The 17,403-nt window shown below is 72.1% G+C and carries 22 protein-coding genes; 13 read left to right on the forward strand and 9 right to left on the reverse strand.

What is annotated here, in order from left to right; translation table 11 throughout:
- Positions 1 to 33 precede the first annotated feature (33 nt).
- The 3 genes from glgX to treZ all read left to right on the forward strand — a co-directional run bounded on the left by glgX (position 34) and on the right by treZ (position 6,554).
- Entirely contained in the window at positions 34 to 2,157 is a 2,124-nt protein-coding gene (glgX, locus tag ACYP53_RS30590) for a glycogen debranching protein GlgX (protein WP_189914876.1), read from the forward strand.
- 122 nt (positions 2,158 to 2,279) lie between these two features.
- Complete coding sequence (gene treY, locus ACYP53_RS30595; RefSeq protein ID WP_459649747.1) at positions 2,280 to 4,823, forward strand: malto-oligosyltrehalose synthase; 2,544 nt, start codon at positions 2,280 to 2,282, stop codon at positions 4,821 to 4,823.
- Complete coding sequence (gene treZ, locus ACYP53_RS30600) at positions 4,824 to 6,554, forward strand: malto-oligosyltrehalose trehalohydrolase (RefSeq protein WP_459649748.1); 1,731 nt, start codon at positions 4,824 to 4,826, stop codon at positions 6,552 to 6,554. It abuts the gene before it with no gap.
- 16 nt (positions 6,555 to 6,570) lie between these two features.
- Here treZ and ACYP53_RS30605 read toward each other — a convergent pair whose 3' ends face one another.
- A complete protein-coding gene (locus tag ACYP53_RS30605; RefSeq protein WP_459649749.1) occupies positions 6,571 to 7,464 on the reverse strand; it encodes a transketolase family protein in 894 nt (297 codons plus the stop codon).
- A 54-nt stretch (positions 7,465 to 7,518) separates the two neighbouring features.
- Positions 7,519 to 8,271 carry a transketolase gene (locus ACYP53_RS30610; RefSeq protein WP_189914885.1) on the reverse strand — a complete coding sequence of 251 codons (753 nt, stop codon included), beginning with the start codon at positions 8,269 to 8,271 and terminating at the stop codon, positions 7,519 to 7,521.
- A gap of 57 nt (positions 8,272 to 8,328) precedes the next feature.
- Between ACYP53_RS30610 and soxR the strand changes: the two genes are divergently transcribed.
- Both soxR and ACYP53_RS30620 read left to right on the forward strand, forming a co-directional pair.
- Complete coding sequence (gene soxR / locus ACYP53_RS30615) at positions 8,329 to 8,874, forward strand: redox-sensitive transcriptional activator SoxR (RefSeq protein ID WP_189914887.1); 546 nt, start codon at positions 8,329 to 8,331, stop codon at positions 8,872 to 8,874.
- Positions 8,875 to 8,917: 43 nt separating this feature from the next.
- A complete protein-coding gene (locus ACYP53_RS30620; RefSeq protein WP_459649750.1) occupies positions 8,918 to 9,871 on the forward strand; it encodes a phosphotransferase family protein in 954 nt (317 codons plus the stop codon).
- Here ACYP53_RS30620 and ACYP53_RS30625 read toward each other — a convergent pair.
- From ACYP53_RS30625 to ACYP53_RS30635, 3 genes are all read right to left on the reverse strand, one after another.
- Entirely contained in the window at positions 9,838 to 10,359 is a 522-nt protein-coding gene (locus ACYP53_RS30625; RefSeq protein WP_459649751.1) for a GNAT family N-acetyltransferase, read from the reverse strand. The two genes, ACYP53_RS30620 and ACYP53_RS30625, sit on opposite strands and share 34 nt — an antisense overlap.
- Before the next feature lie 47 nt (positions 10,360 to 10,406).
- Entirely contained in the window at positions 10,407 to 10,934 is a 528-nt protein-coding gene (locus ACYP53_RS30630) for a GNAT family N-acetyltransferase (RefSeq protein WP_459649752.1), read from the reverse strand.
- 118 nt (positions 10,935 to 11,052) lie between these two features.
- Positions 11,053 to 11,715: a formylglycine-generating enzyme family protein gene (locus tag ACYP53_RS30635; protein WP_459649753.1), complete on the reverse strand. Its 663-nt coding sequence runs from the start codon at positions 11,713 to 11,715 to the stop codon at positions 11,053 to 11,055.
- A gap of 84 nt (positions 11,716 to 11,799) precedes the next feature.
- Between ACYP53_RS30635 and ACYP53_RS30640 the strand changes: the two genes are divergently transcribed.
- Entirely contained in the window at positions 11,800 to 12,243 is a 444-nt protein-coding gene (locus ACYP53_RS30640) for an SRPBCC family protein (RefSeq protein WP_459649754.1), read from the forward strand.
- A 3-nt stretch (positions 12,244 to 12,246) separates the two neighbouring features.
- Here the strand turns inward: ACYP53_RS30640 and ACYP53_RS30645 are convergent, their stop codons facing one another.
- The 4 genes from ACYP53_RS30645 to ACYP53_RS30660 form a co-directional block, all read right to left on the reverse strand.
- Entirely contained in the window at positions 12,247 to 12,699 is a 453-nt protein-coding gene (locus ACYP53_RS30645; protein ID WP_459649755.1) for a hypothetical protein, read from the reverse strand.
- A gap of 72 nt (positions 12,700 to 12,771) precedes the next feature.
- On the reverse strand, positions 12,772 to 12,942 hold the full coding sequence (locus ACYP53_RS30650) for a hypothetical protein (protein WP_459649756.1): 171 nt from the start codon (positions 12,940 to 12,942) through the stop codon (positions 12,772 to 12,774).
- Positions 12,939 to 13,214 carry a hypothetical protein gene (locus tag ACYP53_RS30655; protein ID WP_459649757.1) on the reverse strand — a complete coding sequence of 92 codons (276 nt, stop codon included), beginning with the start codon at positions 13,212 to 13,214 and terminating at the stop codon, positions 12,939 to 12,941. The genes ACYP53_RS30650 and ACYP53_RS30655 overlap by 4 nt, the downstream gene beginning before the upstream one ends.
- Complete coding sequence (locus ACYP53_RS30660) at positions 13,211 to 13,603, reverse strand: ATP-binding protein (RefSeq protein WP_459649758.1); 393 nt, start codon at positions 13,601 to 13,603, stop codon at positions 13,211 to 13,213. The genes ACYP53_RS30655 and ACYP53_RS30660 overlap by 4 nt, the downstream gene beginning before the upstream one ends.
- Before the next feature lie 249 nt (positions 13,604 to 13,852).
- On the opposite strand from ACYP53_RS30660, the gene ACYP53_RS30665 reads away from it, so the two are divergent.
- From ACYP53_RS30665 to tgmA, 7 genes are all read left to right on the forward strand, one after another.
- On the forward strand, positions 13,853 to 14,704 hold the full coding sequence (locus ACYP53_RS30665) for a helix-turn-helix domain-containing protein (RefSeq protein WP_459649759.1): 852 nt from the start codon (positions 13,853 to 13,855) through the stop codon (positions 14,702 to 14,704).
- On the forward strand, positions 14,701 to 14,892 hold the full coding sequence (locus tag ACYP53_RS30670) for a DUF397 domain-containing protein (RefSeq protein ID WP_459649760.1): 192 nt from the start codon (positions 14,701 to 14,703) through the stop codon (positions 14,890 to 14,892). The genes ACYP53_RS30665 and ACYP53_RS30670 overlap by 4 nt, the downstream gene beginning before the upstream one ends.
- A gap of 73 nt (positions 14,893 to 14,965) precedes the next feature.
- Complete coding sequence (locus ACYP53_RS30675) at positions 14,966 to 15,238, forward strand: DUF397 domain-containing protein (RefSeq protein ID WP_459649761.1); 273 nt, start codon at positions 14,966 to 14,968, stop codon at positions 15,236 to 15,238.
- 159 nt (positions 15,239 to 15,397) lie between these two features.
- Positions 15,398 to 15,652 carry a hypothetical protein gene (locus tag ACYP53_RS30680; protein ID WP_459649762.1) on the forward strand — a complete coding sequence of 85 codons (255 nt, stop codon included), beginning with the start codon at positions 15,398 to 15,400 and terminating at the stop codon, positions 15,650 to 15,652.
- Entirely contained in the window at positions 15,633 to 16,169 is a 537-nt protein-coding gene (locus ACYP53_RS30685; protein WP_189914924.1) for a DUF6879 family protein, read from the forward strand. The genes ACYP53_RS30680 and ACYP53_RS30685 overlap by 20 nt, the downstream gene beginning before the upstream one ends.
- Before the next feature lie 24 nt (positions 16,170 to 16,193).
- The gene (locus ACYP53_RS30690) at positions 16,194 to 17,042 is read left to right on the forward strand and encodes a helix-turn-helix domain-containing protein (protein WP_459649763.1); all 849 of its coding nucleotides are present in this window, start codon (positions 16,194 to 16,196) and stop codon (positions 17,040 to 17,042) included.
- Positions 17,043 to 17,185: 143 nt separating this feature from the next.
- Positions 17,186 to 17,401: a putative ATP-grasp-modified RiPP gene (gene tgmA / locus ACYP53_RS30695; RefSeq protein ID WP_189914929.1), complete on the forward strand. Its 216-nt coding sequence runs from the start codon at positions 17,186 to 17,188 to the stop codon at positions 17,399 to 17,401.
- The last annotated feature ends 2 nt before the right edge of the window (positions 17,402 to 17,403 follow it).

The following is a 17,403-nucleotide window of genomic DNA, read 5'->3' on the forward strand; positions in this document are numbered from 1 at the left end:
AGTTTCCGTCTGCAGTAAGGAAGTTGAGGAGTCATGCAGGTCTGGCCCGGTACGCCCTACCCGCTCGGCGCCACCTACGACGGGGCCGGCACCAACTTCGCCGTGTTCTCCGAGAGCGCGGACCGCATCGAGCTGTGCCTGCTCGACGAGGACGGCTCCGAGACGGCCGTCGAACTGCGCGAGACGGACGCCTTCGTCCGGCACGCCTACCTGCCCGGCGTCCAGCCCGGCCAGCGCTACGGCTTCCGGGTGCACGGCCCGTACAACCCGGGCCTGGGCCAGCGGCACAACAGCGCCAAACTGCTCCTGGACCCGTACGCCAAGGCGATGAGCGGGAACATCGACTGGGACGAGTCGGTCTACGGCTACCACTTCGGCGCACCCGAGCGCCGCAACGACCTCGACTCCGCCCCGCACACCATGCACTCTGTGGTGATCAATCCGTACTTCGACTGGGGCACCGACCGGCCGCCGCGCACCGACTACCACCGGACCGTCATCTACGAGGCCCACGTCAAGGGCCTCACCCGGCTGCACCCGGGCATCCCCGAGGAGATCCGCGGCACCTACGCGGGCCTGGCCCACCCGGCGGTGATCGAGCACCTGGCCAAGCTCGGCGTCACGGCGATCGAGCTGATGCCGGTCCACCAGTTCGTCCGCGACCACCGGCTGCGCGACCTCGGCCTGGCCAACTACTGGGGCTACAACACCGTCGGCTTCTTCGCCCCGCACTCCTCCTACTCCTCCACCGGCGACCGCGGCCAGCAGGTGCAGGAGTTCAAGTCGATGGTCAAGGCGCTGCACGCGGCCGGCATCGAGGTGATCCTGGACGTCGTCTACAACCACACCGCCGAGGGCAACCACCTCGGCCCGACGCTCTCGCTGCGCGGCCTGGACAACGTCTCCTACTACCGCCTCGCCCAGGACCAGCGCTTCTACGAGGACACCACCGGCACCGGCAACAGCCTGCTGATGCGCAGCCCGCACGTGCTCCAGCTGATCATGGACTCGCTGCGCTACTGGGTCACCGAGATGCACGTGGACGGCTTCAGATTCGACCTCGCCGCCACCCTCGCCCGGCAGTTCCACGAGGTGGACCGGCTCTCCTCCTTCTTCGACCTGGTCCAGCAGGACCCGGTGGTCTCCCAGGCCAAGCTGATCGCCGAGCCCTGGGACCTCGGCGAGGGCGGCTACCAGGTCGGCAACTTCCCGCCGCTGTGGACGGAGTGGAACGGCATGTACCGGGACACCGTGCGCGACCTGTGGCGCGGCGAGAACGCGGCCCTCGCCGAGTTCGGCTCCCGGCTCACCGGCTCCTCCGACCTCTACCAGGACGACGGCCGCCGGCCGATCGCCTCCATCAACTTCGTCACCTGCCACGACGGCTTCACCCTGCGCGACCTGGTCTCCTACAACGAGAAGCGCAACCGGGCCAACGGCGAGGACGACCGCGACGGCGAATCCTTCAACCGCTCCTGGAACTGCGGCGTCGAGGGCCCCACCGACGACCCGGCCGTCGAGGAGCTGCGGGCCCGCCAGCAGCGCAACTTCATCGCCACCCTGATGCTCTCCCAGGGCGTGCCGATGCTCTCGCACGGCGACGAACTCGGCCGCACCCAGCTGGGCAACAACAACACCTACTGCCAGGACAACGAACTCTCCTGGGTGCACTGGCCCGAGGGCGACGGGCCGGCGGCCCGGCTGCTGGAGTTCACCCAGGGGATGATCTGGCTGCGCCGCGACCACCCGGTGTTCCGGCGGCGGCGGTTCTTCCACGGGCGGCCGGTGTCGGCCTCCGGCGGCTTCGACGACCTCACCGACATCGCCTGGTTCACCCCGACCGGGGAGGAGATGACCAAGCGCAACTGGGGCGCCAGCTACGCCAAGTCGCTGACCGTCTTCCTGAACGGCTACGCCATCTCCGAGCCGGACCGGCGCGGCGGGCGGATCGTCGACGACTCCTTCCTGCTGATGTTCAACGCGCACTTCGAGCCGCTGGAGTTCACCGTGCCGGCCGGCCACGGGCAGGAGTGGCAGGTCGTGGTCGACACCGCCGAGCCCCGGCTGCCCGCCCCGGGGACGGGGGCCCGGGTCAAGGCGGGGGACACGCTGTGGCTCACCGACCGCTCGCTGATGGTGCTGCAGCGGCCGGCCTGAGGCCCGCCGGGGTGACCGGGCGCGGGGGCCGGGCGCGGGGGCCGGGCGCGGGGGCCGGGCGTTCACCTGTTCGGATCAGCAGCGGGTCTTGGCGGCGGGCTCCCCCGGGTACCTATGGAGCTATGACCTCCGCCGCCGAGCCCGCGCAGCCCCGCCCGGCCGCCCCCCGCCCCGGCGGCCCGCCCGCCCCTCCCGACGGCCCGCCCACCGCCAGCTACCGCCTCCAGCTCCAGCCCGGCTTCACCCTGCGCGACGCCACCGCCGCCGTCCCCTACCTGGCCGCCCTCGGCGTCTCCCACCTGCACCTCTCCCCGCTGCTGGAGGCCGTCCCCGGCTCCACCCACGGCTACGACACCGTCGACCACACCCGGATCAGCGAGCAGCTCGGCGGCGAGCCGGCACTGCGCGCGCTGGCCGCCGCCGCGCACGCGCACGGCCTGCGGCTGATCGCCGACGTGGTGCCCAACCACATGGCCGTGCCCGTCCCCGAGCGGCTCAACCGGCCGCTCTGGCAGGTGCTGCGCGACGGGCCCGACTCGCCGTACGCGCGCTGGTTCGACATCGACTGGACCGCCCAGCCCGGCCCCGCCGACGCCCCCGGGCGCGGCCGGGTGCTGCTGCCGCTGCTCGGCGACCGGCTCGGCGCCGTCCTCGACCAGCTCACCGTGGACGGCGCCGTCCTGCGCTACCACCGGCACGAGCTGCCGCTGCGGCCCGGCACCGAGCACCTGCCGCTGCCCGAGCTGCTCGGCCGCCAGTGGTACCGGCTCGCCTGGTGGCGGCTGGCCCGCACCGAGCTCAACTACCGGCGCTTCTTCACCGTCAACGAGCTGATCGCCCTGCGGGTCGAGGACCCGGTGGTGTTCGCCGCCACCCACGCCGTGCTGCTGGGGCTGCACACCGACGGCGTCCTGGACGGCTTCCGGATCGACCACCCGGACGGGCTCGCCGACCCGCGCGGCTACCTGCGCCGCCTCGCCGCGGCCACCGGCGGGGCGTCGGGGACCACCGGCGGGGCGTCCGTGACCGCCCCCGGCGCGTACATCGTGGTCGAGAAGATCCTCACCGGCGAGGAGCGGCTGCCCGAGGACTGGCCGGTCGCCGGCACCACCGGCTACGACGCGCTGCGCCGGATCGACGGCCTGCTCACCGACCCGGCGGGCGCCCGGAGGCTGGCCGGGGCGTACGAGTCCTTCCTGCGCGGCGGCCCGGACCGGGACCTCTCGGAGGAGCCGGACCGGGACCTCTCGGCGGACCCGCACCCGGCGGTGGCCGAGGCCCGGCGCGGACGGGCCGACATGACCGGGCCGCACGGCGAGCTCGCCGCCGAGGTCGAGCGGCTGGTGCGGACGGCCCTGCGGATCGGCGCCGCCGAGCCCGCGCACGCCGACCACGCGCCCTGGCAGCTGCGCGCCGCGCTCGGCCGGCTGCTCACCGGCTACCCGGCGTACCGGCCGTACGCCCGGCCCGGCGAGACGCCGCCGGCGGTCTCCCGCGAGCAGCTGCGGGCGGCCCTGGACGGCTCCACCGACCCGACCGACCGGCTGGTGGCCGCCCTGGCGCTCGGCGAACTGGGGCGCGGCCCGGACCACGACGAGTTCTGCGTGCGCTTCGCCCAGACCGCCGCGGCGGTGGCCGCCAAGGGCGTCGAGGACACCGCGTTCTACCGCTGGAACGCGCTGCCGGGGCTGAACGAGGTCGGCGGCGAGCCCTCCCGGCCCGGGCTGAGCCCGGCGGAGTTCCACGACTGGTGCCGCCGGCAGGAGCGGGACTGGCCGCACGGCATGACGGTGCTCTCCACCCACGACACCAAGCGCAGCGCCGACGCCCGCGCCCGGCTCGCCGTCCTCGCCGAGCAGCCCGAGGCCTGGGCCGCCGAGGCCACCGCCTGGTCCGCCGCGGCAGGGCCGGCGGCCCCCGGACTCGACCGCGACGCCGACTGGCTGCTGTGGCACACCCTGGTCGCCGCCTGGCCGATCACCCCGGACCGGCTGGTCGCCGCCCTCCTCAAGGCCGTCCGCGAGGCCAAGCTGCACACCTCCTGGACCGAGCCGGACCCGCCCTACGAACGCGCCCTGGAGGCCCGGGCCCGCGCCGTCCACGACGACGCCGGGCTGCTCGCCCGGATCGAGGGCACGGTGCGCGCCCTCGCCCCCTACGCCCGCGCCAACACCCTCGCCGCCGCCCTGCTGCACCTCACCGTGCCGGGCGTGCCCGACCTCTACCAGGGCAGCGAGGAGCCGCTGTACACCCTGGTGGACCCGGACAACCGGGGCCTGGTCGACCTCGGCGCGCTCGCCGTGCGGCTCACCGACTCGGCCACCCCCCGGCCCGGCGACCTCGCCCGCGAGAAGCTGCACCTCACCGCCGCCGCGCTGCACCTGCGCCGGGCCCGCCCTCTCGGCCCGTACCGGCCGCTGACCGCCGTCGGCCCCGCCGCCGACCACCTGACGGCCTTCGCCCGGGGCGAGGACGTGGTCACCGCCGTCACCCGGCTGCCGTACGGGCTGGAGCGGGCCGGCGGCTGGCGGGGCACCGAGCTGGAGCTGCCGGCGGGCGGGCCGTGGACGGACGAGCTGACCCTGCGGAACTTCCCGGCGGGCCCGGTGCCGGTGGCCGAGCTGCTGGCGACCCTCCCGGTGGCACTGCTGACGAGGAGGGGCTGAATGCCGGCCTACGAGGTGTGGGCACCCCGCGCCGAATCCCGGGTCGACGTCGAAGTCGACGGTGTGGCACACGCGTTGGCCCGCTGCGCGGACCGGTCCGGCTGGTGGTCCGGCGAGGCCCCGGCGGGCGACTACGCCTTCCGCCTGGACGGCGGCCCGCCGCTGCCCGACCCGCGCTCACCGTGGCAGCCGGCCGGCCCGGACGGCCCGAGCCGCCCGGTGGACCACGCCGCGTTCCGCTGGTCCCGGACCGGCTGGCGCGGCCGCGCGCTGCCCGGCGCGGTGCTGTACGAGCTGCACATCGGCACCTTCACCGCGCGCGGCACCTTCGACGCGGCCGCCGAACACCTGGACCACCTGGTCGAGTTGGGCGTCGACTTCGTCGAGCTGATGCCAGTCTGCCCGTTCCCCGGCCGGCACGGCTGGGGCTACGACGGGGTCTCGCTCTGGGCCGTCCACGAGCCCTACGGCGGGCCCGAGGGACTCAAGCGCTTCGTCGACGCCGCCCACCGCAAGGGCCTCGGCGTCGTCCTGGACGTCGTGCACAACCACCTCGGCCCGTCCGGCAACTACCTGCCCGCGTACGGGCCGTACTTCACCGACCGGCACCACACCCCGTGGGGCTCCGCGGTGAACCTGGACGCCCCCGGCTCGGACGAGGTGCGCGCCTACCTGATCGGCAGCGCGCTCGCCTGGCTGCGCGACTACCGGATCGACGGCCTGCGGCTGGACGCCGTGCACGCCCTCGCGGACGACCGGGCCGTCCACTTCCTGGAGGAACTCTCCTCCGAGGTACGGACGTTGGCCGTCGCCACGAACCGCCCGCTGTTCCTGGTCGCCGAATCCGACCTCAACACCCCGCGCACCACCGCCGCCCGCGAGGCCGGCGGCCAGGGCCTCACCGCCCAGTGGAGCGACGACTTCCACCACGCCCTGCACTGCGCGCTGACCGGCGAATCCCAGGGCTACTACGGGGACTTCGCGCACGAGCCGCTCGCCGCCGTCGCCAAGACGCTCACCCGGGGCTGGTTCCACGACGGCACCTGGTCCTCCTTCCGCGGCCGAAGCCACGGACGCCCGTTCCCCACCGGCGAGGGCCACCGGCTGCTCGGCTACCTGCAGACCCACGACCAGATCGGCAACCGGGCGCTCGGCGACCGGCTCTCCCCCGCGCTCCCCGCCGGCCGGCTCGCCTGCGGCGCCGCCCTGGTGCTCACCTCGCCGTTCACCCCGATGCTGTTCATGGGCGAGGAGTGGGGCGCCGCGACCCCCTGGCAGTACTTCACCGACCACACCGACCCCGGCCTCGCGGAGGCCGTCCGACAGGGCCGGCGACGGGAGTTCGCCGAACACGGCTGGTCCGCCGAGGATGTCCCCGACCCGCAGGAGCCCGCCACCGTCCTGCGCTCGGTCCTCGACTGGACCGAGCCCCGGCGCACCCCGCACGCCGAACTGCTCGACTGGTACCGGACGTTGATCCGGCTGCGGCGCGACCGGCCGGAGCTCTCCGATCCCGACCTCGGCGCGGTGCGCGCGGACTTCGACGAGACGGCCGGCTGGCTGGTGGTGCACCGCGGACCGTACCGGGTCGCGGTCAACCTCGGGCCGCGGGAGGCCGCGCTGCCGCTCGGGGCCGCCGGGCGGGAGCTGGTCGCGGCCTTCGGCCCGGCCGCGCTGGACGGCACCGCGGTACGGCTGGCGGCGGACGCCGTGGCCGTGGTCGCGGTGTAGCCCACGCAGGACTGGTTCACCAGAGAAAGGTGCCGATCCGCTCCCGCAGCGCGGGCGCGTCCAGGCCGTAGGCGGCCAGGTGCTCCGGGATCGAGCCGTAGTGCCGGTGCTCCTCGCGCGGCACGCCCAGTCCCAGCACCCGGTGCGGGCGGTCGGCCAGCGCCTCGTGCGCCGCGTTCGCCGAGGTGCCCGCCAGGTACGGCTCGACCAGCACCACGTCGGCCCGGTCCCCGACCGCCGCACGCAGCCCGGCCGCGTCGAAGGGGCGCACCGTCGCCGCGTACAGCACGGTGGCGTCCAGGCCCTCGGTGGCCGCGAGCACCGCGTCCAGCATCGGCCCGACGGCCAGCACCACACCGCGCGAGCCGGTGCGGACGGTGGTGAAGCGGCCCGGCTCGACCGCCACCGGCTCCGCGTTCTGGTGCGCCGAGAGCCGGACGTACACATTGCGGTCGCCGTCCGCGTAGGCGTGCCGCAGCAGTTGCTCGGCCTCGTCCGGGTGGCCGGGGACGTGGACGGTCCAGTCCGGCAGGGTGTCCAGCAGGGCGACGTCGCCCGGGGACATGTGGGTACGGCCGCCGGCCGGCCAGTCGTAGGAGCCGGCCGCGCTGACCAGGACGGCGCCGACGCCCTGGTGGGTCAGGTCCAACTTGACCTGCTCGAAGGGCCGTTCGATCAGGAAGCTGGCGAAGGTGTGGGCGATCGGGCGCATCCCGGTGAGCGCGAGGCCGCCCGTGGCGCCGATCAGCAGCTGCTCCCGGATGCCGACGTTGACCACCCGGTCGGGATGGCGCTCCTGGGCCGGGGTGAAGGCGGCCGCCGTGATGTCGGCGAGCACCACGGCCAGCCGGGGGTCCTCGTCCAGCAGGCGGGAGGTGACGTCGACGAAGCGGTCGCGCATGGTGTCCATCGGTGAAGTTCCTTTCGGGGCTCTCGGTTTGGCGTGCGGGTTACGGCCGGACGCTCAGTGGTTCTCCTTGGGCTCCACCCGGGCGACCACCACGTGCGGGCGGCCCGGGTGCTCCGCGGTGAAGGCCCGGTGCAGCGCCTCGTGGTCGCGGCCGTCCACCGTCGCGGTGGACCAGCCTTCGGCCGCGAAGCGCTGGGCGATGCCGCCCCGCCAGCCGTGCGTGGCCGAGGTGTTGTCGATCACCACCACGTGCAGCCGGTCCAGCCCGGACGCCCCGGCGAAGGCCACCGCCTCGTGGTTGGAGCCCTCGTCGAACTCGGCGTCGCCGACCAGCACCCACACCGCCGGGTCGGCCAGGCCCTGCGCCCGCAGCCCGAGTGCCGTGCCGACGCCCAGCGGGAGCCCGTGCCCGAGCGAGCCGGAGGAGATCTCCACGCCGGGGACCAGCGTGCGGTCCGGGTGGTGGCCGAGCGGCGAGTCGTAGCCGCCGAAGCTCGCCAGCACCTCGGGGTCGATGAAGCCCTTGGCCGCCAGCACCGCGTAGTACGCCATCGGGCCGTGGCCCTTGGAGAGCAGGAAGCGGTCGCGGTCCTGGTCCTCGGCGGTGGCCGGGGTGACGCGCAGGACCCGGTCGTACAGCACCCAGAGCACGTCCAGGGTGGAGGTGGCGGCCGGCCCGTGCTTCTCGGCGCCGGTCATCCGGCCCATCAGCGCCGGCAGGTCCTCGAACCGGGTGCCGGGACGGGCCTCCGGCAGGTCCTCGGAACGGGCGTCGGTCACGGTGTCCGCGGTTGCGTTCGTCGTCATGACCACGATGGTGCAACTTAAAGCCGACTTGAGGTCAAGCGGTTACAGTGGGTGCCCATGACCACCCTTCCGGACAGCCACCGAGCCCCCGGCCCGCACCACAGCGACCTGCTCACCATCGGCCAACTCGCCGACCGCAGCGGCCTCGCCGCATCGGCGCTGCGCTACTACGAGACCCTCGGCCTGATCCACGCCACCCGCACCTCCGGCGGCCAGCGCCGCTACACCCGCGGCACGCTGCGCCGGATCGCGTTCGTCCGCGCCGCCCAACGGGTCGGCCTCTCCCTGGACGAGGCCAGGGTCGCCCTCGACCGCCTCCCCGACCGCCCGGCGCCCAGCCGCGCCGAATGGGACCGGGTCGCCGAGTCCTGGCAGAGCCGGATCGACGAACAGATCGCCGAACTCGAACTGCTGAAGCTCAAGCTGTCCGGCTGCATCGGCTGCGGCTGCCTCTCACTGTCCCGCTGCGCCCTCTACAACGCCGGCGACCGCGCCGCCGAGGCCGGCCCCGGCGCCCGCTACCTGCTCACCCGCGACCCGGCCGGCGGGCCCGAGCCGGTCTCCCCCGACGCCGACGCCTGCGGAGCCGGTGAACGCGGGTGAAAACGGTTTGGCGCGCCGGCCCCGCCCCGCCTACCGTGCGCCCATGCTGCCCCTGGTGGAGACGGACGAGGACTGGGACGCGGTCGTCCCCGACGAAGCGGTGATGCGCCCCGGCGCCGCGACCCTCTGCGCCCGGCTCGGCGTCGGCGGCCTGCCGCTGGAACGCTTCGCGGAGGGCTCCGTCCCCGTCTACGCCGTCGGCGACGAGCACGTCCTCAAGCTGTTCCCCGCCCCCAGCGCCCGGGACGGCCGCACCGAGGAGCGCGTCCTCGGCCACCTCCGGGGAGCGCTGCCGATCCCCACCCCGGAGGTCCGGGCGGCCGGCGCGTACGTCAACGGCTGGCACTACGTCCTGATGTCCCGGCTGCCCGGCGAGGGCCTCGCACCCGCCTGGCCGCGCATCCCGCGGCCCGACCGCGAACGGATCGCCCACGACTGCGGCGAGGCGCTCGCCGCCCTGCACGCCCTCGACCCCGAACCGCTCGCCGACGCGCTCGGCCCCGGCGACTGGCCCGCCTTCCTCGCCCGCCAGCGGGCCGGCGCCGTCACCCGGCAGCGCGAGCGCGGCCTGCCGGAGGCCTGGGCGGAGCAGATCCCCGACTTCCTCGCCGCCGCCCCGCTCCCGGCGGCCCCCGGACGCGCCCTGCTGCACACCGAGTTCATGCGCGAGCACCTGCTCACCGACCCGGCCGCCGGCTGGCGCCTCACCGGCCTGTTCGACTTCGAGCCCGCGATGATCGGCGACCCGGCCTACGACCTGGTCGCCGTCGGCCTCTTCACCACCCGCGCCGACCCGGGCTTGCTCGGCCGACTGCTGGCCGCGTACGGCCGCCCCTTCGACCCCCGCCTGCTGATGGCGTACACCCTGCTCCACGTCTACAGCAATCTGCCGTGGTACCTACGGGAGTTGAAGCCGACGGCGCGCACGCTGGACGACCTCGCCGAGGAGTGGTTCGGGGTGGCTCAAGGCTTCGGATCGGTGCGCAGCAGGCTGTAGACGACCCCGTCCCGCCACTCGCCGTCCCGGAAGGTGGCGCCTCGCCGCACGCCCTCGCGGGTGAAGCCGGCCTTCTCCAGGGCGCGCTGCTCGGCGACGTTGGTGACCTCGGTGTCCGCCTCCAGCCGCATCACCGTCGTGTGCGCGAACAGGTAGCGCGCCAGCTGCCGTTGGGCCTCGGTGCCGATACCCCGGCCGCACAACTCCGCGCGGAGCTGGATGCCGATGTTCCAGTAGGACGTGTTCGGCCCGGCGTTCACCCGACGCCAGGAGACGAAGCCCGCGAACTCGCCCCCGGCCCGGACCGCCAGCGCCGACTGCTCGTCGGAGAACAGGCCGTTCTCGGCCCAGATCCGGCGGAACCGGCCGGGGTCACGCCAGCCGAACCACTGGAACGGAGCCAACTGTTCGGGGCCGGCGACCAGCGCGTCCAGCTGCGGGAGGTCGGTCTCGGCGATCGGGCTGAGGGCGGTCGGTTCGTCGGTCATACCGACCCCAACGGCCCTCACCCGTACGTCGGTTCCTCAGCGGTTCCTCAGCGCGCGGGCCGGGGGTCGGTGCGCAGCAGGCTGTAGAGCACCACGTCCCGCCAATCGCCGTCGCGGAAGGTCTGCGCCCGCTGCACGCCCTCGCGGGTGAAGCCGACCTTTTCCAGCACGCGCTGCTCGGCACGGTTGGTGGACTCGGTCTCCGCCTCCAGCCGCATCACCGGCGAATGCGCGAACAGGTAATCGACGAACAGCCGATGGGCCCGGGTGCCGATACCCCGGCCGCGCGCCCCGGGCAGCAGCTGCGCGCCCAGATTCCAGTACGGGGCGGCCGGGGACGCGCTTTCCCGCATGGCGGCGGCATAGCCACAGAATTCGCCGTCGGCGGTGACCGCGAGCGTCCACTGCTCGTCCGTGAGCAGCCCGTTCTCACCCCAGACCCGGCGGATGCGGTCCGGCTGCCGCCAGCCGGACCACAGGTGCTCGCCCATGACCTCGGGGTCGTTCAGGAGGGCGAGGAACTGCGGGAAGTCGGCTTCGGATATCGGGCGCAGGGCGATCTGTTCCTGGTTCATGCCTGCGAGAACGCCCGCTCGGGCGCGGCGGTTCCGCAATTGGCCGAGGAATTCCGGCAGATCTCTTTTCGTCGCGGATTTACTGCGCTGACATTCTCTTTACTGCGCTGGAGCCCCTTTACCGCGCCCGAATTCCCTTTACTGCGCCTGACGTCGGGCTGCACGCGCGAATCGAGCGGGCGACCCGGAATCCCACGTCGTCGATCCCCAGCATCGGGTGGCTGCGGCGGCGGACGGAGGCGCGGCAGCTCCAGTGCTCGTCGAACCAGCCGCCGCCGCGCAGGACGCGGTAGCTGCCGTACACCTCGGGGTCGTACAGGTCCCAGCACCACTCCCACACGTTGCCGAGGAGGTCGTACAACCCGTAGGCGTTCGGGAGGAGTTCGCCCACCTCGTGCGGGCGCTCGCCGGAGTTCGCGCGGTGCCAGGCGATCTCGTCCAGCGGGCCGTAGCGCGGGCCGTCCGTACCGGCGCGGCAGGCGTGCTCCCACTCGGCCTCGGTGGGCAGCCGGTAGCCGTCGGCGGCGCGGTCCCAGACCACGTCCTCGCCGTCCGACTCGTAGGCGGGGGTGAGGCCTTCGCGGCGGGAGAGCTCGTTGCAGTACCGGACGGCGTCGTGCCACGACACGCTGTGCGCTGGGTGGCGGTCACCGGCCACGCCCTCGTACTGCTCACGGGTGACCGGACAGGCCGCCAGCTCGAACGAGGCGACGTCGACGGCCCAACTGCGCTGGGTGCGACGGTCGGAGAGCGTGACCCGGCCGGCCGGTACGGTGATCATCCGGCGATCCTACGGCTTGCCCCACTGGCGCCCGCCCCGTCACGCGCCCGAGGATGAGTTCCGTCCTGGCGGAACATCGGAAGGGTGGCGACGACCATGGCGGAGACGAAGGTCAGCACGGTGGTGGAGGCCCCGGCCGAGCGGGTGTGGAAGCTGATCGGGAGCTTTCACGGCCTCGGCGGCTGGCACCCCGACCTGCCCGAGAGCAGCCTCGGCAACGAGCTGACGGGCAACGCGATCGGCGCGGTGCGGGTGTTCGAGTTCGACGGCACCGTGCTGCACGAGACCCTGCTCGGCTACGACGAGGACGCCCGGAGCTACACGTACAGCTTCCCCGACGGGACGTTCCACCTGGACGGCTACCGGGCGACACTCAGGGTCACCCCGGTCACCGAGCTGGGCGCCAGCTTCGTGGAGTGGTACGCGAGGTACGACGCGGAGGCCGCGCACCGGAAGGAGTCGGGCGACCTGGTGCGCGGCGTCTTCGCGTCCGGCCTCGCCGCCCTGCGCGAGCGCTTCGCGGGCTGACTCTCAGACCGACAGCGCCCACAGGGTGACGGCCGACCAGCCGGCCGCTGTGGCCGCCGCACACCCCCAGGCGACCACAGCGGCCCGGCGGCCACGACTGCGGCCGCGGGCGCGCTGGAACGCGGCGATCAGGCCGGCGATCGCCGTGGCTGGCAGGGCGAGGAAGGCCAGGTACAGGGGCCAGGCCTCGATCGTCACCGCGAACAGAAGGCCGACGAGGCCCGAGGGGATCGACACCGCCGCGACGCCCATCCCGGCGGCCGCACAGGCGACCCGGAAACGCTTCGGGTCGCGGAAGAAGGGCGGCACGGCACAGGCGACGACACAGAGCAGCCCGGCCGCGTACAGGAACACTCCGGCCGTACCGAACCCGTCCGCGACGGCGACCACCGGCAGCAGGAACGCGACGCACCCCAGCCCGGACAGCCACCGGGCACTCACCGGCACCGCATCCATGACTCCCCCTGCACGCGCCTGAACTTTTGAACGCGTTCGAACCTAGCATGCAGGGGATCGTCCGACACGCCACTATCCCGGCGGCCGCTCGCCCACGATCCCGGCCAGGACGCGTCGCCGAACGGCCGCCGACGCCTCGGCCAGCCAGCACGCCAGCTCGGCGTCGAGGCGGCGCCGCTCGGCACGGAAGAGTCGAGCGAGGCGACTGCGGGAGCAGTGCAGGAACCACCAGTCCCGGATCACGCGGGCTCCTCGGAGGGGTTCGCCCAGCGGATGCGGACTTCACGGTCGCCGGCGGGGAGGACGAGGACGGGGTCGGCGGCGAGATCCCGGATCACGTCGCGCTTGGCGCAGGGGCCGGTGAGGCGGCGCTCCAGGGCGTGGTGCTGGGGTCTGGGCATCGGGAGGTGGCAGATCACCGCCCAGATCCTCTCCAGAGCTCTGGGATCGAGGGTGACGACGACCGGCGGCCTGACGCCCGGGATTTCGACGAGGACGTCGTGATCGGCCCTCACGCGGCCACCTCACACCAGACGATCTTGCCCCGGGGCTCGCGCGGGCAGCAGCCCCAGCGCTTGGCGACGGACGTCACGAGGTGCAGCCCGCGCCCGGCCTCGGAGGCGAGGCCGGGCGCAGAGAGGACGGGCACGCGGTCCCGCCGAGCGTCGTGCACCTCGATCCGGAGGCGGGTCGGGTCGACGTCGAGCGAGAGGTAGATGAGGTAGCCGGGCGGCGTCCCGTGCAGGACGGCGTTGGTGACCAGCTCCGAGACGGCGAGCAGCCCGGAGTCCTGGAACCGCTCCCCGTCCGGGACGGCGGAGAGGAGGGAGGAGAGCCGGCGGCGGGCCTCGGCCGGGGATCGACGGCTACGCGGCAACCAGATGGTGGAGGAGGTGGATGACATGGCGAATTCACCTTCCGGGGAGAGGGGTTGAAGCCATGCGAGGACCGGGCGACGGCATGGGGATGCCCGGTCGCAGATCCGATCTTGATCACTCAGGCGATCCGCCGGACTACTCTCTGTAGGATGCTCCGCAATAGCTACATCGCGCAAGCGCATCTCCGCGCAATTGCGTGGCGCCGCAAGACTCTTGTGATCACCAAGGGAGGTGGCAGACTGTGACCCGACGTCAACCAAGAGGGAGCGACGAGCGTGGACAGTCCAACCGTGCTGCGCCGTAGGCTCGGCTCCGAGCTGCGACGATTGCGCGAACGGACCGGGATGCAGGCCAAGTCCGCAGCAGATGCGCTCGGGTTCAGCGCGACCAAGGTGTCGCGCATCGAGTCAGGTCAGACGACGCTCAAGGAATCCGACGTCCGAGCGATGCTCGAACTGTACGGCGTCGGCGACCAGGCCGAACTTCACCAGTTCATCTCCCTGACCCGTCGCAGCACACAGCGCGGATGGTGGCACGACTACGGCGATACCTTGCCGGACTGGTTCCAGACCTATGTGGGCCTGGAGGCCGACGCCGCCCGGATTCGCTCCTATGAGTCCGAGTTGGTTCCTGGGCTGTTTCAAACCGCTGGCTATGCACGCGAAATCTTCCGAACCTTCCACTCGGACAGTGACCAGGTCATCGAACGCCGGGTCAAACTCAGACTCCAACGCCAAGAACTCATCCGGAACCCGGAACCACTCGCTGTGCACGCCGTGCTCTCCGAGGCGGTCCTCCGCCGCGCGGTCGGCGGAACCGACGTGATGACTGAGCAAGTCAGCAAGCTGATCGATGCTGCTCAGTTGTCCAACATCACCATCCAGGTCCTTCCGTTCAGCGCGGGCGCTCACGCGGCAATGGGCACGAACTTCCGCATCCTCTCCTTCTCGGATGTGCCGGGTGAGATCGCCTTCTCCGAGTCAGTCACCAGCAGTATCTACATCGAGAAGGAGGCTGACATCACTCGGCACGAGACCGTCTTCAACCAACTGGCCTCGTTGGCGATGACTCCTGACGACTCCCTGTCCTGGATGCGCCAGCTGGCAACAGAAGGGTACGAAGCATGAAGTGGCGCAAGAGCAGCTACAGCAACGCCGCTGGCGGCGACTGCGTCGAGGTCGCCGACGGCATCACCGGCATCATCCCGGTCCGCGACAGCAAGGACCCCCACGGACCTGCCCTCACCTTCACCCCCGAGGCCTGGCAGTCCTTCCTCGCCGGCATCCAAGCCGGCGAGTTCCCGGTCTCCAGCTAGGCCAGTACCGTGGGCTGCCCCGCGCCGCGCGGGGCAGCCCACAACCAACTGGCCACTGCAGGAGGTCGTCCACGTGCTAGCTGACCCGACATGGCGCAAGAGCAGCTACAGCGGCAGCGAGGGCGGGAACTGCATCGAAGTCGCCTCCGCACTCCCCGTGCAGTGGAAGAAAGCAACTGCCAGCAACCCGAACGACAACTGCGTCGAAGTCGCCGACGGCATCACCGGCATCATCCCGGTCCGCGACAGCAAGGACCCCCACGGCCCCGCCCTCACCTTCACCCCCGAGGCCTGGCAGTCCTTCCTCGCCGGCATCCGCTCCGACGACTTCCCCACCACCCTCTGAAGCACCTCCCGGGCGGCCCCGCGCACCACGCGGGGCCGCCCGCCTACCAGTGCGAGCGCTCCGCTCGTGCGCTCCCGTACGCCTCTTGACTGGTCGCCAACTCCGCGAAACCGTCGCGCAAGTACCGGCAAGTGTGGCTCGCTACAGGAGGGCACCACCATGGCGCTACAGTTCGCGGGCATTGATCCGAACACCGAGCACGAGGGATCGCCCACGGTGTGGGTGGACAACGAGACGCGGGAGATCGTGATCCAGGGATGGCGCCCGGATGCCGCCCTGCTGAGCGAGATCATCGACACCGAGTGGGCACCCGGCCATGCCAAGGGCATTCCCGACCCCGAAGCCGTGGTCCGTATCCCGGCCAGGATGGTTCCGATCTTGAGGAAGGCATGCGATGACGCGGAGCGCCAGTAAGGTGCCGGATTTCGCCGACCTGCTGGAGGGCGCTCAGCACTCGGCAGTTCACCTGGAGATGCGGGACACCTACGCCGGCCAGGACAGCGGCGGCTTCGCCGAGTACCTTCGCAGCGGGTACGCCGACAACGATCCGGAGTCACAGCACTGGACCCGGTGGGGGGCGATGGTACGTGCGGCCACCAACCGTGGTGTGCAGATGCGTCGAGCCCGGATCGTGTCCGAGCCGGTCACCGACTACATCCGCTACGAGCATGCCCTGACCGTCGCGAACCTGGCACTGGGCGAGCAGGTCCGCTGGCTTCCCCGCCGCGGCTCCTCCGACATCGCCCTGCCGGGCAACGACTTCTGGCTGTTCGACGGCACCGCCGTGCTGTTCAACCACTTCGCCGGCGATGGCGCGTGGGCGGAGCCGCGACTCACGTTCACCGAGGACCCGGCTGTGGTGAAACTCTGCGCCTCGGCTTTCGAGGCCGTATGGGAGCGCGGCATCGACCACGACGAATACACGGTGTAGCGCCAACTCGCAGGTCAGACACCCATGCCCTCCTCTCCGTCCTCCAGCGCCCAGGCCGCCCGGCGCGCAGTCGCTTCGCGGCTTCGGGAGTTGATGCTGGACGCGGGGCTCCGGGGGCAGGAGCTGTCTGTCCGGTGTGGCTGGCACGAGTCCAAGACCTCCCGCATCATCAACGCCAAGATGCCGCCGTCCGACGCTGACATCCGGGCATGGTGCGCTGCCTGCGGCGCCGACGATCAGGCCGCCGACCTCGTCGCCACCACCCGCGCTGTCGAGTCGATGTACATGGAGTGGCGGCGTATCCAGCGCAATGGAATGCGCAAGGCGCAGGAAACCATCAACGCCCTGTACGAGCGGACGGCGCTGACACGGGTGTACGTCTCCAACGTAGTCCCGGGCTTCTTCCAGACACCCGCCTACGCCACCGCGCTGATGCGCAGTATCCGCCAGTTCCAGGGCCACCCCGACGACGTCACCGAAGCGGTCGCAGCCCGGATCGCCCGCAGCCGATTCCTCTACGAGGGCGGACACCGCTTCGCCGTGGTGATGGAAGAGGGCGTCCTGCGGCATCGGATCGGCAGGTCAGAAGAGATGGCCGGCCAGTTGCGGCATCTGCTTGCCGTCCTGCCGCTCGCCTCCGTCTCGCTCGGGGTCATCCCATTCGGCGCGGAACGAACCGTCTGGCCCCTGGAAGCCTTCTACCTTCACAACGACGAGCACGTCATGGTGGAGACTCTGACGGCAGGAATCGACGTCACCCAACCGCGAGAAGTCGCCGACTACGCACGAGCGTTCGCCGAGCTGAACCGGATGGCTGTCCACGGCAACGACGTGAGAACGCTGATCGCATCCGCGCTCGCTGCACTTGGGTGAATCCGCGCAAGAAGCCGCAAGTACGTTGAGTACCGGGTCAATTACTCCATACCGTCGGTGATGCCGCCCGGCGCGAGGACACCGATCCCCGCAGACACCGGCGCCGGCAGCATCCACCGCTTCGAGCACGAGAGGAGACCTCCATGCCCACCGCCTCCACGGCCCAACAGCCGTTCGCCATGCGCTTCGCCGCTCGCCAGACCAGCGAGCCGGCCGACGCCGCCGGCGTCACGTACGACCACGCCCTGCAGATCGCCGTCACCTCCGACGGCAACCCCTGGGCGCACACCGCCAGCGGCGAGACCAGCAGCAACACCAACTCCGACAGCAAGAACGACGAAGGCACCGACTTCTACTAGGA

It is taken from the genome of Kitasatospora sp. Ki12 (assembly GCF_054601375.1).

What these genes read in the sequence shown, in the direction of transcription:
- glgX (WP_189914876.1), top strand. Translation starts at nt 34, where the DNA reads ATGCAGGTCTGGCCCGGTACGCCCTACCCGCTCGGCGCCACCTACGAC.
- treY (WP_459649747.1), top strand. Translation starts at nt 2,280, where the DNA reads ATGACCTCCGCCGCCGAGCCCGCGCAGCCCCGCCCGGCCGCCCCCCGC.
- treZ (WP_459649748.1), top strand. Translation starts at nt 4,824, where the DNA reads ATGCCGGCCTACGAGGTGTGGGCACCCCGCGCCGAATCCCGGGTCGAC.
- ACYP53_RS30605 (WP_459649749.1), bottom strand. Translation starts at nt 7,464, where the DNA reads ATGGACACCATGCGCGACCGCTTCGTCGACGTCACCTCCCGCCTGCTG.
- ACYP53_RS30610 (WP_189914885.1), bottom strand. Translation starts at nt 8,271, where the DNA reads ATGACGACGAACGCAACCGCGGACACCGTGACCGACGCCCGTTCCGAG.
- soxR (WP_189914887.1), top strand. Translation starts at nt 8,329, where the DNA reads ATGACCACCCTTCCGGACAGCCACCGAGCCCCCGGCCCGCACCACAGC.
- ACYP53_RS30620 (WP_459649750.1), top strand. Translation starts at nt 8,918, where the DNA reads ATGCTGCCCCTGGTGGAGACGGACGAGGACTGGGACGCGGTCGTCCCC.
- ACYP53_RS30625 (WP_459649751.1), bottom strand. Translation starts at nt 10,359, where the DNA reads ATGACCGACGAACCGACCGCCCTCAGCCCGATCGCCGAGACCGACCTC.
- ACYP53_RS30630 (WP_459649752.1), bottom strand. Translation starts at nt 10,934, where the DNA reads ATGAACCAGGAACAGATCGCCCTGCGCCCGATATCCGAAGCCGACTTC.
- ACYP53_RS30635 (WP_459649753.1), bottom strand. Translation starts at nt 11,715, where the DNA reads ATGATCACCGTACCGGCCGGCCGGGTCACGCTCTCCGACCGTCGCACC.
- ACYP53_RS30645 (WP_459649755.1), bottom strand. Translation starts at nt 12,699, where the DNA reads ATGGATGCGGTGCCGGTGAGTGCCCGGTGGCTGTCCGGGCTGGGGTGC.
- ACYP53_RS30660 (WP_459649758.1), bottom strand. Translation starts at nt 13,603, where the DNA reads ATGTCATCCACCTCCTCCACCATCTGGTTGCCGCGTAGCCGTCGATCC.
- ACYP53_RS30670 (WP_459649760.1), top strand. Translation starts at nt 14,701, where the DNA reads ATGAAGTGGCGCAAGAGCAGCTACAGCAACGCCGCTGGCGGCGACTGC.
- ACYP53_RS30680 (WP_459649762.1), top strand. Translation starts at nt 15,398, where the DNA reads ATGGCGCTACAGTTCGCGGGCATTGATCCGAACACCGAGCACGAGGGA.
- ACYP53_RS30685 (WP_189914924.1), top strand. Translation starts at nt 15,633, where the DNA reads ATGACGCGGAGCGCCAGTAAGGTGCCGGATTTCGCCGACCTGCTGGAG.
- ACYP53_RS30690 (WP_459649763.1), top strand. Translation starts at nt 16,194, where the DNA reads ATGCCCTCCTCTCCGTCCTCCAGCGCCCAGGCCGCCCGGCGCGCAGTC.
- tgmA (WP_189914929.1), top strand. Translation starts at nt 17,186, where the DNA reads ATGCCCACCGCCTCCACGGCCCAACAGCCGTTCGCCATGCGCTTCGCC.